Raw genomic sequence first — 15,397 nt, 5'->3', positions numbered from 1 at the left:
AACACCCATGATCGTTCGGCAGTTTATTAGTTGGGTTCGCACAGCTCCCGCGGGGGAGCGCGCAGAGGCGACGCGGTGTCTGGCCCGCGCCTGGCTCGTTTCCGATTTGTCGGAAGACGATCGCGCTGCCGCTGAAGGCGCGCTGCTGATGCTTCTCGATGATGGCTCGCCGCTGGTCCGGCAGGCGATGGCGGAAGTTTTCGCACACTCACTGGATGCGCCCGCCGCGATCGTGGCGGCGCTTGCTGTCGATCAGGCCTCGGTGGCGGTTCCGATCCTCGAACATTCACCTCTGCTGCTCGATTCCGATCTCGTGGACATCGTTGCCACCGGAAACACCGAGACGCAGTGCGCCATCGCGCGCCGTTTCGATCTGCCGCCGTCAGTCTGCGCGGCGATCGCCGAAGTCGGCTGCGCATCGTCGGTGCTGGAGCTGATCGAAAATCGCGCCGCGCAGTTTGCGGATTTCTCGCTGGCGCGCATCGCTGAGCGGTTTGGCCATCTCGCCGCGATCCGCGAGTCGCTGCTGGCGATAGATGAATTGCCTGCCGCGATCCGGCTGACGCTGGCGCAGAAACTCTCCGACACGCTGACGCAGTTTGTCACCGCACGCGACTGGCTGAATCCCGATCGTGCCCGCCGCATGGCGGGCGAGGCGATGGAGCGCTCCACGGTCAACATCGCGGCGCAGGCGCGCGGCGCCGACATGTCTGCGCTGATCGGCCATCTGCGATCCATCGGCCAGCTCAACACAGGGCTGATCCTGCGCGCGCTCTTGTCGGGCAACATCGAACTGTTCGAGGAATCGCTGGTCGAACTGTCCGGCCTGCCGCGCAGCCGCGTGGCCGCGATTGTGCATGATCGCGGCGGCGCCAGCCTGAACGCGCTGCTTGCCAAGGCCGGTTTGCCGGAATCGACCTATCGCGCCTTCCGTACGGCGCTCGAGGCTTCACATGAAGTCGGCTTCGTCGGCACGGTCGCCGGCGCGACGCGGCTTCGCCGCCGCATGGTCGAGCGTGTGCTCACCCAGTGCGAAACCGCCGAAACGGTGTCCGAGCCACTGCTGATCCTGTTGCGACGCTTTGCGATGGAATCGGCGCGGGAGGAAGCGCGTGTGTTCTGCGATGAACTGGCCGCCGACGATTTTGTCGGGGCGCTCAGCGCGCATGCGGCGGAAGAGGCGGGCGGCTACGATGCCTATCAGGCTGACGACGCCATGAATGCGTATGACGCCGACGATGCTTACGAGACGTCAGAGGACTACGAGATCTACGACGCTGAAGATACTTACGATGTTACTGCGATCGACCCGCAGTATCGCGACAGTGTAGAGACCACGCGCTATATCGATGACTACGCCAAGGATGAATATATGGTGCAAGACGTCTATGCGGTCGCGAATTCCGATCCGCTGCATTATGACGATATGCGAACCGAAGATGACGCTCGACATAACGACGCGTCAGTCCATGCCTTTGTCGATGCTGCCATGGATCGGTATGACGGGTACGATCGCTATGAGCGCGATTATGACTATGACCGGCGCATTGCGGCGTAGTATTTTGAAAATCGCCGAAATCTAGCTTGAGCCGTCATCCTTGAGGTTCGCCGCAAGCGCGGCTCGCACCTCAGGATGACGCGCTATCGTGCAAGATGAATCCCGGCCTTCGCCGGGATGATGCAGAGGGTGTTGACAGGGCGGGTCGCTCTACGAAGCGGCGAGTTGCCAGAGCACTGATCGCGAGTCGCTCAGGCTTCCGGAACAATGCTCGGCGACATGATCGCTTCGAGATGCTCGGGCCGGTCGCGGTTGACGTGGATCAGGTATTCGTCCGCGACGCCGCGCAACTTCTTGCTCAGCTCATCCGCCATGCCCACGGCATTGATCTTCGACTGTTCGCGATAGATCGCCTGAATCGCGTTGACATGGTGCTTGATCAATTCGCCCGGCACCTGAGCGAGATCCGGCGCGTGTTCGATAATCCGGCACAGGCTTTCCGCCGCGGCAGCGGCGGTGGGGAAGCCGAACGTCGCAGCGCCGCCCTTGATGTCGTGCGCGGCGCGGAACAGTTCCTCGCGATTTTCGCCGTTCAGTCCGTCGCGCACGATCGCTGCATGGGCATTGCTGAGCCGGTCGCACTCGATCCGCATCCAGTCGTTGAACTCGCCGGACAGGCTGGCGAGAGCCTGTTCGGCGCGAGCGACCGGATCGTCGAACTCCTTCTCTTCTGCGTAACGAACCATCTTGCGCAGCGGATTGGGCTGCGAGATGACCTGATGGTCCGCGAAGGTATCGACCTTGATCTCGGCTGGCGGCTTGCGGGCCATGGGTGCTCCTAGTTTCCGGAACGCGCTTTATCGAGCAGCGAGGGCTGCTGCATGACTTCGGCTTTGCCGCCGACGCGCCGTTCGACGCCGATGTAGGCCGCATTGGGATTGCGCCGGCGGTCCGGACCGAAATAGTTCTTCGTCTTGATGAAGGGCCGGGGATTGGCCACCACATTGAGGATGCGCTGGTAAAGCCCCTTGGCGGAAATCGGCTTCGCCAGGAATTCAGTGACGCCGGCATCGCGCGCCACCATGACGCGGCGCTTCTCCGAATGGCCGGTCAGCATAATGATCGGCGCGTAGGGATTCCCCACGCCTTCGGGCTGGCGGATCATCTGCGCGAGTTCGAGTCCGTCGAAAATCGGCATCGACCAGTCGGTGATAACGATGTCGGGGACGTAGTGGGAATACATCTCGAGCGCGGTCGCGCCGTCTTCCGCTTCATAGACTTCGCGCGCGCCGAACGAATGCAGCAGCGTGCGCAAAATTCGGCGCATATGCGCATTGTCGTCGCATACAAGAAACCGCAGCTTGTTGAAGTCGATGATGAACATGCGCAGCCCGAGGTGGCGCACCCGGAAAACAGGGTACACCTCGCATTAACTATATGCGGCGGCTGTTAACGAATGGTTATCCAAGACGGCCGGGCAGGGGCAGAACCGGCTGGGGTCAGAACCCGAACTGCTCGCTCAGAATGCGCTCTTCCAGGCTGTGGCCGGGGTCGAACAGCATGCGGATCGAGATGGTCTTGTCCGCGATGATTTCGACCCGCTGCACGTCGCGGGCCTCGTCATGGTCGGCGACGGCGGCGACCGGCCGCTTGTCGGATTCGAGAACCTCGAACACGACGAACGCGGTGTTGGGCAGCAGCGCTCCCCGCCAGCGGCGCGGGCGGAACGGGCTGATCGGGGTGAGCGCGAGCAGGGCGGCATTGATCGGCAGGATCGGCCCCTGCGCCGACAGATTGTAGGCGGTCGAGCCGGCAGGCGTCGCCACCATGATCCCGTCTGAAATAAGCTCGGCCATGCGCTCATGCTCATCGACCAGGATGCGCAGTCGCGCGGCCTGGTGGGTCTGACGGAACAGCGAGACCTCGTTGATGGCGTGATGGATATGCACCTTGCCGTGAACGTCGGTGGCGCGCATCAGCAGCGGATTGATCACGGTGAGCTTCGCGGCTTCCAGCCGTTCGACCAGCGAATGCTGGCTGAACTCGTTCATCAGGAAGCCGACGGTGCCGCGATGCATGCCGTAGATCGGGATGCCGGACCGCATGTGCCGGTGCAGCGTTTGCAACATCAGGCCGTCACCGCCCAGCGCCACCACCACATCGGCCTTGTCAGAGGGCTGGTTGCCATAGGCCGCGGTGAGCTGGGCGAGGGCCTGCTGGGCCTCATGGCTCGGGCCTGCCACGAAGGCAATCCGCTCATATTTTCTCGGCTTCGTCATATCCGGATCAGCCCCTGGGCGCGCATGTCCTGACGCGCGGGCTTCGTCTATACGAGGTTTTCCGGTGTTGTCGAGGCGCGATCAAGTCGCGCAAAACAGCCCCGCGTGGCCGAAATCCGGCTCGCGGGCTTGATCTCCCGGTTAACCGGGGCGGCTAACCATATGCCTGGTCAGTAGGACGTCCGGCCGGTCGTCAGCGCCGAGGCCAGCGATTGATATTCGGGGCTGTCGCGGCCTGCGAGGGTTTCGATCCGGGCGAGGTGGTACTTCGCCTGTTCGCGGTTGCCCTGTTCGACCTGCCACAGACCATAATACTGCCAGGTGCGGACGTGGCCCGGGTCGGCCTTCAGCGCGCGCTCATACCAGACGCTGGCAAGTTCATAATTGCCGAGCTTGCGATACGAGTATCCGATCAGATTGGCGACATCGGCGCGGTCGTCCTGTCCGAGCGCCTTGAGCTGATCGATCGCGGATCCGTATTCGTTGCGCTCGTAGATGGTTGCATAGGCGGCGCGATAGCCCTGGAGGAAGGCAGGATCCTCGATCGACGATTTCTTTTCGCTCTTCTTCTTGTTGTCCTTGGGCTGCGACTTGGTGTCGGAGGCGGGAGGGGGCGCGGGCGTATCGGAACCGGCGGCTTGTGCCAGATTAACCGCGGGTGCCGCGACAAATGCCGAAAGAAGAAGCGCCAGAGATATTTGCCTGATGGTCAAGTTGCTCATGCGTAGCCTCCGTTGATCCACAAACACGATCCTATGCTTGTTTGTACGTCTTAAACACCTGCCGGGTTCAAACATTCCTCCGATGGCCCGTCATAATTCCGGCGATTTTCAGCCGATCTGCCGCGCCCGGCGCATAACGAAACTGTCATCCAGATGAACGAAAGCCCATGACGCGCTTCAGATTGAGTTCAGCGCGGCGGTCCTAGCGTTGTTGCGACGATCGGTTACCCGGCCATCCGACCGGCCACCCCCGATCGCATAACGACAGGAGAGACCCCATGCTGAAGATCATTTCTGCCGCCCTTGTTGCGGGTTCGATGATTGCCGCCCCTGCAATGGCCGCCACCGTCATGAAGACCGAAACGGCGCCAGCCGCCAAGTCCGAAACCCTGAAACCGTCGGTTGCGAATGCCAACGCGAAGGTGAAGGCGAAGAAGATCAAGCATCACAAGGCGCACAAGAAGACCAGCGCCGTCGTGAGCAAGAAGCATATCTCGTCCGCGGCGCCTGTGAAGCACGTCGCCGTGCAGAAGAAGGGCTGATCCTTCTTCATTGATATTTCCGTGACCGCTATTGCATAGCCCCCGCATCGAAGCGGTTCATGGAAAGAAGAACGGCCTGCACTCATCGCGAGATGGGTGCAGGCCGTGCTCTTTTGCGGCAGTTCTGCTGGAGTCAGAACGTCATGCCGGCTTTCACCAGGAACATGCGGCCGGGAAGTGGGTAGATCGCGTAAGAGCCTGGCGTGAACGCGCTGGCGATGCCGTAGTCGTAATACTGGGCGTCGAACAGGTTGATAACAGCCGCCGACCAGAAGAATCGGTCGATCTCGCCGCTCAGCTTCAGGTCGATGGTCGCGTTGGCGCCAATCAGACCCTGTGTGTTGGCCTGATCGTTGTCGAGACGGCGGCTGCTCCAGAAGCGTGCGCTGGCATCAAGCACGGCGTACTTCTGCCAGATGTTCCATGTGAATCCGGCGCTTCCGGAAAGCCGTGAAACAAGCGGCACGTCCTTTCCGGCAAACTGGCCTTCCTCGAACACGGCGCGCGTGTAGGCGAAACCACCCCTGAGCCTGAACGCCTCGTTGATCCGCAGCGATGCCTGAGTCTCGGAACCATAGCGATGCGTCGGATCGAGGTTGTAGTTGTAGAACGCGACCGGATTGTAGTGGATCTCGTTCTTCAGATGCATGTCGTAGTAGCTGGTCTGGATATCCAGCGGACCGCCGTGAATGCGAATGCCACCTTCGACATCGTAGGACGTTTGCGTCTTCAGCTCGAAGTTTTGCGGAATCGGCGGAAATGGGAAGGCCCCTCCGAACGCCGGTCCGGTAACGACGCGCTCATCCACGTTGGGTGTGCGGAAAGCTCGCGCAGCACGGCCGAAGACGGCGAAATTTTCGTTGAAGCGATGTTCGAGCCCGACATGCAGGGCGTGGTTGGTCTCGTCCTTGTCGAGAGGCGTCGCCTGAGCCAGCAGGCTGCCTGCGGGCGCGGTGGGATCGTACTTGTCGCGTGCCTTCAGGCTGAGCTGCTGGATGCGTCCGCCGTAGGAGAAGTCGGTGCTCGGCAACAATCCCAGCGTTTGCTGCCAGTAGCCGGCAATGGTTTGCTGCGAGAGGTTGTAGGCGTGATTGGGCGGATCGGAGATCGTGTACTGGCGGTTCGAGCTGTAGCGCGCATCGTAGTAGTCGAGGCCGGTCAGGATGCTCGATGTCACGCTGCCGAACGTGTTCTTCATGCTGAGGCGCGGCGTGATCGACCACGTCGTCAGATCGGAGTCGACATAGGCGTAAGGAAAACGATCGCCCGGAAACGACAGCACATAGTTGGGATCGCCGAAGAAACCCGCCTGCTGCTTCTTGTTGCGGACGCCGCCATCGACGATCAGCTCCGCGCCTGCCCATAAGGATTTTGTGAAACCCGCAGTGGCGTTGACGCCTTGCTTCTTGCCGTAATCGTTCGGCGTGCTCGTGCCGCGCAGATCGAGCAACTGGTTGGTGAAGTTGAAAAAATCGAGGGTGTACATGTTCGCGCGCGTGCCGGGAAAGCCGAGCTGCTGCCGGTCGCCGGACAGATTGAAAAATGCGCTGAACTCAGGCGTGGAGTAGCGGATCTCGCCGACCCCGTTCTGCTGGTCGAGCTTGTTGTTCTTCCGGTATCCGTCCGAATGAACGGCGTTGCCGAACACTGCGGACGACCATGGTCCCGAGTTGGTGCTGAACGAGCCATTGCCTTCGCGCTGCCCGTAAGAGCCCACACCACCCTCGATGCGCCCCGCGATCGGCTTGCCGATGCCCACGCCCGTTTTGGTGATGATGTTGATGACACCGCCGACGGCGTTGTCGCCGTAAAGCACAGCGCCGCTGTTGCCGCGCGTGACTTCGATGCGCGCGATCGATTGAACCGGGATAGTCGAGAGATCGACGCCCTGAAGGTCGGCCTCATTGAGACGGCGGCCGTTGATAAGGAACAATGTGTTGGACGACGCAAAGGCGCCGAACCCGCGAAGATCGACGACGGAGCCGGTACCGTTCACCGCGCCGTACAGATTCGTGAGTTGCACGCCCGGAATGGTCGCGAGCACATCCTGAATCGTCTGGTTGGGTGAACGTGCGATGTCTTCGGCGGTAATGGTTGCTGTCGATGTGCCGACGATGCCGCCATAGAGGCGGCTGGCGTCGACGTTGATCGGCGGCAACGCGCTGCCTGCGTCCTGCGCAAGCGTGGGGCTTACCAGCGCGGTGCCCGCGAGGCATGCCGCTGCGAATGCCGCTTTTGGAAAGAGAGATTTGGAAAATTGTGTCACGTTGAAGCCCCGCCGATGCATGTGATCGCGGAGGCGCGGTAACAACGCGCAGACATGACGGTGCGGCGGCAGGTTGCTGCCGCCATACGTTCCGTCCTGACTGAGGAAACAGGCCATCGGCCGAACCTCCGCAACAGTTACGTCACGTCACCGCTGCGGAAAGCCGCCCCTTCGCACGCCCCGTGCGACGGAAGGATGACCGGTACAGGCAGGTCTCCTGGCTCGCGGATCGCCGCCGTTGCCCGCCTTCCCAAGCTTGGCTGAAAAGCCTTCGCTCAGTGGCCTATTGGACAACGGCTCACCGCTGACAGTTGCGGGGGCAGCTTCGGACTGGCCGTGCAAACTTCACCTTGATGAGGCCGCACGGCGGCACCGAATTCCCTATTCGCCAGCTTGCGCTGGCACCTGTGCCGTGGTTGCAATCAACCGGCGAGGGGTTGCCTTGTCAATGACACAATGTGCAAGAAACCCAAGGGGATGCCTCAGGCCGTGGACTTCATCGGAATGCGTTGCAAATTGGTGACATATGCGAGGAGCACAGCGCTGGCGCTGGTTGCGCTCGGTCTCGCCGGTTGTGCATGGACCGGCGGAAGCGACGGCCTGTCCTACACCGCCGACCGCGGCATCGAGAACCAGCCGTATCCGGCGAACTACCGCCCCGAACTGCTGGCCCTGCTGCGCACCTATCTGAATGACCCGACCGGCATACGCGAGGCCGGGATTTCAGAACCGGCGCAAAAGGAAGTTGGGGGACGCCGCCGCTATGTGGTGTGCGTGCGTTTCAATGCGCGCAGTGCCGGACGTTACGCCGGCGCGAAAGAGCGCGCGGGCGTATACATCGACGGACGGCTCGATCGCATCATTGAAGAGACCGAGGATCTTTGTAAGGGCGTCAGCTACGCCGCGTTTCCCGAACTGGAAAAGCTGACGCGGTGAGCGTCTACGGAGGGGTGTCATGACGTCGAAATCAGCCGGGCGGTTAGCCCTCTGCCTGCTGCTGTGTCTCGGCGTCGGGATTCTCGAATCATATGTGACGCGGCCCGAAATCCCGGTGTGGTATGCGGCGCTGGCAAAGCCGTGGTGGACGCCGCCGCCGGTGGTTTTTCCAATCGCGTGGACCGTTCTCTACATTCTGATGGCTGTTAGCCTGTGGCGCCTGTGGGATCGCGCGGCGCCGTCGGCTCCGCGGGCCTCGGCGATCACCTGGTTTCTCATTCAGCTTGCGCTGAACGCGGCGTGGTCGCCAGTCTTCTTCGGATGGCACGGCACGCGCACCGCGCTCGTTATCATCATCGGCCTGTTGATCGCCATTGTGATGACAATGATCGCGGCTTCGCGCGCCGACAAGTCCGCGGCCTGGCTGCTCGCGCCGTATCTGGCTTGGGTCGCCTACGCGACCACGCTGAATGCCGGCGTGGTCGCGATGAACTAACAGACGTCCTATGAGAAGTGCCGGACGATCGCGTCGAATCCCCGCCGCCACGCGCGGGTCGCCTCGATATCGAGCGGGATCGGCTCGGCTGCGACGCGGACAATCACCAGTTCGCTGATCGGATCGATGTAGATGTACTGTCCGTGAATGCCGAGACAGCACAGCGTCCGCCGTTTGCGGTCGATCTGGTAGAACTTGCTGCGATAGGCCGCATCGGGAAACAGTTCGGCGAAATCGCCGCGCGCCCAGGCTGCCGGATCGCCATTGTCGTTGATGTCGTCGATCCACCAGCCCGGCACCACCTGCCTGCCGTTGGCGACCCCGCGCTGCCGGATCATTTCGCCGAAGCGGGCGAGGTCGCGCGGCGCGGCGCAGATGCCGCCGGCGGCGCGCATCGCGCCTTCCGGATCGAGCGTGACATAGGCATCGGTTTCCGCGCCGAGCGGCGTCCAGAGATATTCGCCAAGCAGATCGGAGAGGGCGCGGCCCGCCGCGCGTTCATAGACCCAGCCGAGCATGTCGGTGTTGGTCGAGACATAGTGGAAGGTGTCGCCGTGGGTCTTGCCGTCGGCTTTCTGGGTTCCGAGGTATTCGCGCAGCGCCATGGTGCTCTGGCCGGGCTTGATCACGTCCCATCCGACTGCGCGGCGATAGCGCGCGACATCGCCGTCCGGATCGATATAGTCCTCGGTGAAGGCGATGCCGACCGACATGTCGAGCAGGTGCCGCACCGAGCAGCCGCCATACACTGACGAAGAAACTTCAGGCACGTAGTCCGTCACCGGACGGTTGGGATTGAGAAAGCCCTTGTCCACGAGAATCCCGCCGAGCGCGCCGCAGATCGATTTGCTGACCGAGAACACGATATGCGGCGTCGTGGCGTCCATGCCGCCCGCGTACCACTCGGTTGCGATCCGGCCCTTCCGGAGCACAACAAATCCCTTGGTGTTCGTCGTGCGCAATGCCTCGCGGAGCGTGGTCGCACCCTTGCTGCCCTCAAAGGCGATGCCGCCGATTTCGATAGGCGAACTTTCCAGTGGAGCGGGGTGTTTCGACGCCGCGATGTTCGCGGTCGGCAGCAGGCGGCGGACGTTGTGAAAGCTCCAGTCGCTGGACGGCTGGGTGCGCCAGTTGGCAAGCGTCACCAGATTGTCCCGCGCAGGCGGGAATTCGGTCATCAGATTTTTTGCGGGACTCTTTGCGGTCGACTTGGCTGACATTCGTTTCTTCTCCAGGCACCGATTCAATTGGCTGAATCGTTGATTGTTGTTTTTGGGCGCGGCCGGGCGTGTTGATCGCCGTGGCGGGAGACCGCGCGCGCTCATTGTGCGTTTAAATCGGCGCATGACAACACTGCGCCGCACAACCCTCCGCCGGAGATCAGGAGAATCGGACTCGGAACGGGAAAAACGGCAAGGGGGGCAGGAAAAAACAATGTGCGAGACTCTTCGCAGGTCCCGCGTTCAAATCCCGACATGACGCGGACGATTCTCAGACAGCCTTTTTGAGGAGCCCTTAGCCGTGAACACGATACTGGTATTCACCTTGGCCATTGCTGCTTCGCTCAATGCATGGTGCCTCAGCGCTTATCTGTGACGTGCGAGCGAACGGCCGAACCGGATGAACCGATTCGACCGTCAGGTTGCGGACTGTTTTAGCCCGACCGGTTACTTCGCGTTTTCCGAATACTTAAACGCGGGCATCGCTTTCAGCTGATCCTTGGTGCCGCTCATGACCGCATGGTCGGGGTACCATTCGTTCTTGGCCGGTGTCGCAGCCATGCCACCGCCGGCAGCGCCTGTCGTTGTCGACGGCCGCGCTGTTGTCGACGTCCCGGACGAGCCTGGCATCTTGTCGGCCGATGCCGAGCGGATCGGTTCGTCGACCCATTTCAGCTTGTCGAGCGAGACCGCGATGTCGTGCTGGCCGACGCCGAGGAAGCCGCCGACGCCGATGATCACGGCGTTGACCTTGCCGCTCTTGTCGAGAAGGATTTCGCTGATATCGCCGAGCTTTTCGTTGGCGTCGTTATAAACCGCGAGGCCGATAAGCTTGGAAGCCCGCCAGTTGCCCTTGAGGTTCATCTGCTCGCTTGATGCCGATGCAGCCGGAGCAGGTGAAGGCGCAGCCGGTGTTGTGGTCTGTGCGAACGCTGCGCTACCAGCCAAAGCGGTTCCGAGCAGAGCTGCCGCCACATATTTCTTAATCATCGGATTCTCCTTTCAATGCATCGATTGAAACGGGAGAACCCAAACTGCTTGCTTATGTTCCGGGAACTATCACTGTTCCCCCGCGTCAATTTAGCTGGTTGCGCGGTATCGGTTGCGACCGCAACGGAACCTCACCGGTTTCGATCGCGGCGTGGAGATCGTTGAGCTGTGCCTCGAGAAATTCGTTGGCTGCGAGCAGTGCCATCAGGGCGCCGCGGGTGTCGCCGCCGCACTGAGCGATGACGTCGTCGATGGCATTTTCGTAACGGTCGTCATGTGGCTTCGCAAAGGGCATGATCGTCCTCGTTGGGTTTTGCCTGAATCGCCGTTTACCTGCGTGGGCAATGGTGACGAGACCGTGACGGTTCCAAGGCGCGCCGGGTTGTCCACGCAATTCACAGGCGTTTTGACGCAGGACGAGGAAATGTTTGGCCTTCGCGAAATTGTTACTTCGCGACCTGGGTCACCGACCAGACGTCGAAAATCCCCAGATTGTAAAGGAAAGCGAGGGCGGCAATCACGCCGATCGCCGCGATCAGATATTTGTGGTGCGCGCGAAACCCGCCGTTGTGGTCCATACGAATCTCCCGGCACCAATGCCGTGACGCATCATTGGTGACGCAAATCGGACGGCAGCGCAAATCGCACGGGTGTACATTTCAGCCGGTGCTGGTCTGCCCGCCCGACTTGCCGAGCAGTTTACGCGATGCCCAGATGATCAGGCTGGCGATTCCGAAGAACAGCGCCCCGGTCAGCCTCAGGACCGCCGACACGAATTCGAGCACATCGAAGAGTTCGAAGTAGTCGAGCATCTTGATGATCAGGATCAGTACCAGAAGCGTGCCCAGCAGCCATTCGCTCATTGCCGTTACCTTCACCGCGAACAAAATCCATCTGTTGGTCGCCGCAGGAACAGCAGGGGTTCATGACGATCGATGGCGAAGTCCCGGGAACATCCGGTGGATGCCTTTGTTAAGGGACCGTCCCGAAATCAACGGAGGAGATGAAGATGCGAAAGCTTATGGCAGGTCTGGCGGCCGCAGCTTTGGTGATGGCGACCGGCTTCGCGTCCGCGCAGACGGCGCAGCAGAAACCCTCGGATTCCGGAATGACCAACTCGCCTCAGGCCGGCACCAGCGGAACCAATCCGACCGATCAGAAGAGTGTGAAGAAGAAGGCCGCCAGGAAGAGCGGGTCCACGACAGGGATGGGTGGCGGCGCCATGAAGAAAGACACCGGCAGAATGGGCACCTCAAGTGGTGGTCAGGGCGGTGGTGAAGGTGGAAGCGGGAAATAAAGCGCCGATCAGGGCGTGCTTGAAAGCCGTCGCCAGAAGCGACGGCTTTTTTGTCCGGGCAAGGGGCGGATTTCGCGGTGTCAGATCCCGTTCGCGGTCTTGTCCCGGCGCTCCGGCGCTGGTAGCTGTTCTCCCGTCGCCGGCGTAGCACAGCGGTAGTGCAGCGGTTTTGTAAACCGAAGGTCGGGAGTTCAATCCTCTCCGCCGGCACCATTCATCTTGAAAGCCTTATTCAGAATTCACCCGATCAGCCTCGGGACGATGCCGATTTTGGGCATCGTCCGGCTGTCCCTTACTGCGGGCACATCTCAGTCTTCGTTGGTGCGCGGGATCATCCAGGTCGAAAACGTCTGCCAGACGCCTTCGCCGAGATGGCGCTGATAGGCGATGAAGTCTGCATCGTTGTCGTGCACCAGCTCGTAACGATGTTGTTTGCGCTCTTGGGTCTGCCGGGTCATCGAACTTCTCCTTTGTTTGGGCTGCTCTCGAGGTAGTCGCGGCGCGTCGCCGATCAATGGAATGATGATCATCATATAATCACGTTATCGAGAGGCGTTGTTTCACCCGCGGAACCGGGCGAGCGAGCCTGCCAGGCACCCGCCGTTAACCTTCCGCTTTCCAAAATCTTATTGAAATCGCTCGCAATTGAGCGACCGGAAATGCTTACGCGTTAGGCTTACCTGACGATTGGGCGGGGCCTTTAACTCCTGGCTTGGCTCGCTGGATTAGGGTGCGGCTTCAACGAAGGTCTCATTCCATGCGTGCGATACTGACTCTGGCGATCTTGATCGGAACGGCGGCAGCGGCTGCGGCCGATACCGGTCCGTTGATCGTGATTCCCGGCCGTGCGGGCGTTCCCGTCATGATCAATGGCCGCGACGCGTCCTATGCCGTCGTCGAAGGCGAATGGGGCCTCGCCAAACATTTCAAGAATGCGGACCGCGTTTATGGCGGCTGGGATCGCTACATCGGCCCCGAAGTTGGCCACTATTATCCGAGCGCCGGACGCACGCCGGGCTACGGCCGTCTCGAAATTCAGCCACCCGCCAATCGCGCGCTGCCGCAGCCGGCGGAGAGCTATCATCGCTCGTGGTCTGCGCAATCCGCACCGCCTGCGCCGCAGCAGCAGTATGACGTTCCCGAGTATCCGCCGGCGATCATCGAAGCGCCGCGCGATCAAAGCTATCGGCCGAACGGTTTCCGGCCCAGCTACCGGCCGAATGGTTTCCGGCCCGATTTGAAACACTAACGAGACCAAAACAAAAAGCGTTCAACAGGAGAGAGTAATGCGTCAGATCATTGCAGGATTGATTGCCGGAGCGGCCTTCGCCGCGACCGTGGCGACGGCGGCCCCCGCGCAGGCATGTGCGGTGACCGATCCGTGCGGCAGCTACGGCTATTACGCTTACAATTACGGGTGCGGTTATGGTGCGTGCGGCGTGCGCGAGCGTCTGCCGGATCCGGCAGGCCCGCAGTATTACTGGGTGAACCAGGGTCCGACCTATACCGGCCCCGGCAACTTCGCTCCGGTGCCGACCTATCAGGAACGCGCCGTCGTCGGCTCGCGCTACTACGGCCGGCCTTATCGCTATGGTTATGATGGCGGTCCGTACGGCAACGCCACCAGCCATTACTATGACGGCGCACCGGGGGTGCAGGGCCCTGCGGTCTACAGCTATCGCTTCGCCCGCCGCCACTATCACCGCGGCTATCATCGGATGCACTACCGTCCGTATCGCACCGCGCCGAAGTACTATTACACGCATCGCCACCACGGCCATGCCATGGCGCACGGCTCGCGTTACGCAAAGCCGCTTCGCTACAAGTACTGATCTTTCGGCAATTTGAAATTCGGACGCCCGCCTTGCATCGCGCAGGCGGGCGTTTTTGATTCAGCCCATCAGGCCGAGGCGGCTTGTGCCGATATAGAGCGCGAGCGCGGCTGCGTTCGAGACGTTGAGGCTCTTGATCGCGCCCGGCATATCCATGCGCGCAACGACAGCGCAGGTTTCGCGCGTGAGCTGGCGCAGCCCTTTGCCTTCGGCGCCCAGCACCAGCGCCAGCGGCGCGTGCAGCGGCACGACGCTGAGATCGCCCTGGCCTTCGCTGTCGAGACCCACCGTCAGGAAGCCTGCCTCGTTCATCTCGCCAAGCGCGCGATGCAGGTTCGGGACCTCAACGATCGGCACAAGTTCAAGCGCACCGGATGCGGATTTCGCCAGCACGCCGGTTGCCTCGGGGCTGTGCCGCCCGGTGGTGACAATCGCCTTGACGGCAAAGGCCGCGGCCGAGCGCAGGATCGCGCCGACATTGTGCGGATCGGTGATCTGGTCGAGCACCAGCACAATGCCGTCCTGCGGCAGTTCATCCAGATGCAGGCCGGGCAGGGGATCTGCCTCGGCGAGCAGGCCCTGATGCACGGCATCCGGCCCGAGCCGGCGGTCGATATCCGCCGCGTGGACCAGTTCCGGCGGAACGCGGGTGTCGATCTTCTCGTCGGCCAGACGGCGGGCGACGTTTTCGGTGACGAACAGCTTGCGGATGCGCCGCTGGGGATTGGCCAGAGCCATGGTGACCGAGTGCCAGCCATAGAGAATGACCGGGCCTTCGCCCTTCACATGCCCTTTGGCCTCACGGTCGCGCCAGGGAGGGCGCCCCTGATGCTTCCCGGGACGCTCCCCGTGACGCTCCCGATCACGGTCGCCGCCGCGTCCGCCCGGTTTGGGGCCCTTGAAACGTGATTTGCGGTCGCGATCGCTCATGGGGCCTTGTCCCACGGGATTGAAATAATGGCAATTTCCGGCTTTGGACGGCGCGAAAGGAAATGTGACATTTCTCCCGGCGTTGGTTGACTTTACCCCGGTGCTTCGCCCATAAACGCGCCGACCGGGCGCCCGTCTACGGGCACGCTTTTTACCGTCATCCATGGCCGTTCAACCGCCCCGTTCGGGTGGGCGAAGGTGTCGGATGATGTCGAGCGGGGGAGTGTCCCGAGTGGCAAAGGGAGCTGACTGTAAATCAGCCGCCGTATGGCTTCGAAGGTTCGAGTCCTTCTTCCCCCACCATATTGAGAACGCTCAGGAATACTAATTCCTGAGCGTTCTTTTTTGATCACTTGTTAAAGTTACAGCCTGAGGTCAGCTCAGTACGG

General features: G+C 61.5%; 19 protein-coding genes, 2 tRNA genes and 1 riboswitch. Of the genes, 9 read left to right on the top strand and 12 right to left on the bottom strand.

Annotated features, from left to right (window positions below):
* The first annotated feature begins 7 nt into the window (after positions 1 to 7).
* A complete protein-coding gene (locus AC1Q67_RS02575) occupies positions 8 to 1,558 on the top strand; it encodes a DUF2336 domain-containing protein (RefSeq protein WP_492235321.1) in 1,551 nt (516 codons plus the stop codon).
* A gap of 191 nt (positions 1,559 to 1,749) precedes the next feature.
* On the opposite strand, the gene AC1Q67_RS02570 is transcribed toward AC1Q67_RS02575, so the two are convergent.
* From AC1Q67_RS02570 to AC1Q67_RS02555, 4 genes are all read right to left on the bottom strand, one after another.
* Entirely contained in the window at positions 1,750 to 2,328 is a 579-nt protein-coding gene (locus tag AC1Q67_RS02570) for an Hpt domain-containing protein (RefSeq protein WP_024574953.1), read from the bottom strand.
* An 8-nt stretch (positions 2,329 to 2,336) separates the two neighbouring features.
* Positions 2,337 to 2,882 carry a response regulator gene (locus tag AC1Q67_RS02565; RefSeq protein ID WP_492235322.1) on the bottom strand — a complete coding sequence of 182 codons (546 nt, stop codon included), beginning with the start codon at positions 2,880 to 2,882 and terminating at the stop codon, positions 2,337 to 2,339.
* Positions 2,883 to 2,997: 115 nt separating this feature from the next.
* Positions 2,998 to 3,777 (bottom strand): NAD kinase, encoded by a 780-nt coding sequence (locus AC1Q67_RS02560; protein WP_492235323.1) that lies wholly within the window; start codon positions 3,775 to 3,777, stop codon positions 2,998 to 3,000.
* A gap of 170 nt (positions 3,778 to 3,947) precedes the next feature.
* A complete protein-coding gene (locus tag AC1Q67_RS02555; RefSeq protein ID WP_492235324.1) occupies positions 3,948 to 4,499 on the bottom strand; it encodes a tetratricopeptide repeat protein in 552 nt (183 codons plus the stop codon).
* Positions 4,500 to 4,777: 278 nt separating this feature from the next.
* Here AC1Q67_RS02555 and AC1Q67_RS02550 point away from each other — a divergent pair, with 278 nt between their 5' ends.
* Entirely contained in the window at positions 4,778 to 5,041 is a 264-nt protein-coding gene (locus AC1Q67_RS02550; RefSeq protein ID WP_492235325.1) for a His-rich protein BRANT, read from the top strand.
* A 133-nt stretch (positions 5,042 to 5,174) separates the two neighbouring features.
* On the opposite strand, the gene AC1Q67_RS02545 is transcribed toward AC1Q67_RS02550, so the two are convergent.
* On the bottom strand, positions 5,175 to 7,328 hold the full coding sequence (locus tag AC1Q67_RS02545) for a TonB-dependent receptor (RefSeq protein ID WP_492235716.1): 2,154 nt from the start codon (positions 7,326 to 7,328) through the stop codon (positions 5,175 to 5,177).
* Between the two features lie 169 nt (positions 7,329 to 7,497).
* Positions 7,498 to 7,731, bottom strand: a riboswitch (cobalamin riboswitch).
* Between the two features lie 80 nt (positions 7,732 to 7,811).
* Between AC1Q67_RS02545 and AC1Q67_RS02540 the strand changes: the two genes are divergently transcribed.
* Positions 7,812 to 8,243 carry a hypothetical protein gene (locus AC1Q67_RS02540; RefSeq protein WP_244432743.1) on the top strand — a complete coding sequence of 144 codons (432 nt, stop codon included), beginning with the start codon at positions 7,812 to 7,814 and terminating at the stop codon, positions 8,241 to 8,243.
* 19 nt (positions 8,244 to 8,262) lie between these two features.
* On the top strand, positions 8,263 to 8,739 hold the full coding sequence (locus AC1Q67_RS02535; protein ID WP_492235326.1) for a TspO/MBR family protein: 477 nt from the start codon (positions 8,263 to 8,265) through the stop codon (positions 8,737 to 8,739).
* 8 nt (positions 8,740 to 8,747) lie between these two features.
* Here the strand turns inward: AC1Q67_RS02535 and AC1Q67_RS02530 are convergent, their stop codons facing one another.
* The 5 genes from AC1Q67_RS02530 to AC1Q67_RS02510 all read right to left on the bottom strand — a co-directional run bounded on the left by AC1Q67_RS02530 (position 8,748) and on the right by AC1Q67_RS02510 (position 11,812).
* A complete protein-coding gene (locus tag AC1Q67_RS02530) occupies positions 8,748 to 9,959 on the bottom strand; it encodes a serine hydrolase domain-containing protein (RefSeq protein WP_492235327.1) in 1,212 nt (403 codons plus the stop codon).
* Positions 9,960 to 10,406: 447 nt separating this feature from the next.
* A complete protein-coding gene (locus AC1Q67_RS02525) occupies positions 10,407 to 10,949 on the bottom strand; it encodes a PRC-barrel domain-containing protein (RefSeq protein WP_492235328.1) in 543 nt (180 codons plus the stop codon).
* Between the two features lie 85 nt (positions 10,950 to 11,034).
* The gene (locus tag AC1Q67_RS02520) at positions 11,035 to 11,244 is read right to left on the bottom strand and encodes a hypothetical protein (RefSeq protein WP_024574963.1); all 210 of its coding nucleotides are present in this window, start codon (positions 11,242 to 11,244) and stop codon (positions 11,035 to 11,037) included.
* A 151-nt stretch (positions 11,245 to 11,395) separates the two neighbouring features.
* Positions 11,396 to 11,527: a hypothetical protein gene (locus AC1Q67_RS02515; RefSeq protein WP_492235329.1), complete on the bottom strand. Its 132-nt coding sequence runs from the start codon at positions 11,525 to 11,527 to the stop codon at positions 11,396 to 11,398.
* A gap of 81 nt (positions 11,528 to 11,608) precedes the next feature.
* Positions 11,609 to 11,812: a hypothetical protein gene (locus AC1Q67_RS02510; protein WP_492235330.1), complete on the bottom strand. Its 204-nt coding sequence runs from the start codon at positions 11,810 to 11,812 to the stop codon at positions 11,609 to 11,611.
* A 146-nt stretch (positions 11,813 to 11,958) separates the two neighbouring features.
* On the opposite strand from AC1Q67_RS02510, the gene AC1Q67_RS02505 reads away from it, so the two are divergent.
* A complete protein-coding gene (locus AC1Q67_RS02505; RefSeq protein WP_492235331.1) occupies positions 11,959 to 12,246 on the top strand; it encodes a hypothetical protein in 288 nt (95 codons plus the stop codon).
* Between the two features lie 138 nt (positions 12,247 to 12,384).
* Positions 12,385 to 12,459: transfer RNA gene (locus tag AC1Q67_RS02500), tRNA-Thr, on the top strand.
* A gap of 95 nt (positions 12,460 to 12,554) precedes the next feature.
* On the opposite strand, the gene AC1Q67_RS02495 is transcribed toward AC1Q67_RS02500, so the two are convergent.
* A complete protein-coding gene (locus AC1Q67_RS02495; RefSeq protein ID WP_192817778.1) occupies positions 12,555 to 12,704 on the bottom strand; it encodes a hypothetical protein in 150 nt (49 codons plus the stop codon).
* 299 nt (positions 12,705 to 13,003) lie between these two features.
* Between AC1Q67_RS02495 and AC1Q67_RS02490 the strand changes: the two genes are divergently transcribed.
* Both AC1Q67_RS02490 and AC1Q67_RS02485 read left to right on the top strand, forming a co-directional pair.
* Positions 13,004 to 13,495 carry a hypothetical protein gene (locus tag AC1Q67_RS02490; RefSeq protein WP_492235332.1) on the top strand — a complete coding sequence of 164 codons (492 nt, stop codon included), beginning with the start codon at positions 13,004 to 13,006 and terminating at the stop codon, positions 13,493 to 13,495.
* A gap of 37 nt (positions 13,496 to 13,532) precedes the next feature.
* Positions 13,533 to 14,078, top strand: coding sequence for a hypothetical protein (locus AC1Q67_RS02485; protein WP_492235333.1), 546 nt, complete (start codon positions 13,533 to 13,535; stop codon positions 14,076 to 14,078).
* Positions 14,079 to 14,138: 60 nt separating this feature from the next.
* Here AC1Q67_RS02485 and AC1Q67_RS02480 read toward each other — a convergent pair whose 3' ends face one another.
* Positions 14,139 to 15,008 carry a TrmH family RNA methyltransferase gene (locus tag AC1Q67_RS02480; RefSeq protein WP_492235334.1) on the bottom strand — a complete coding sequence of 290 codons (870 nt, stop codon included), beginning with the start codon at positions 15,006 to 15,008 and terminating at the stop codon, positions 14,139 to 14,141.
* 217 nt (positions 15,009 to 15,225) lie between these two features.
* On the opposite strand from AC1Q67_RS02480, the gene AC1Q67_RS02475 reads away from it, so the two are divergent.
* Positions 15,226 to 15,311: transfer RNA gene (locus AC1Q67_RS02475), tRNA-Tyr, on the top strand.
* Positions 15,312 to 15,397: the final 86 nt, after the last annotated feature.

The organism is Afipia sp. GW823-FHT06G09, from assembly GCF_058794875.1.
The sequence above is the reverse complement of the archived record's forward strand: the minus strand, read 5'-3'. Positions and strand labels throughout refer to the sequence as shown.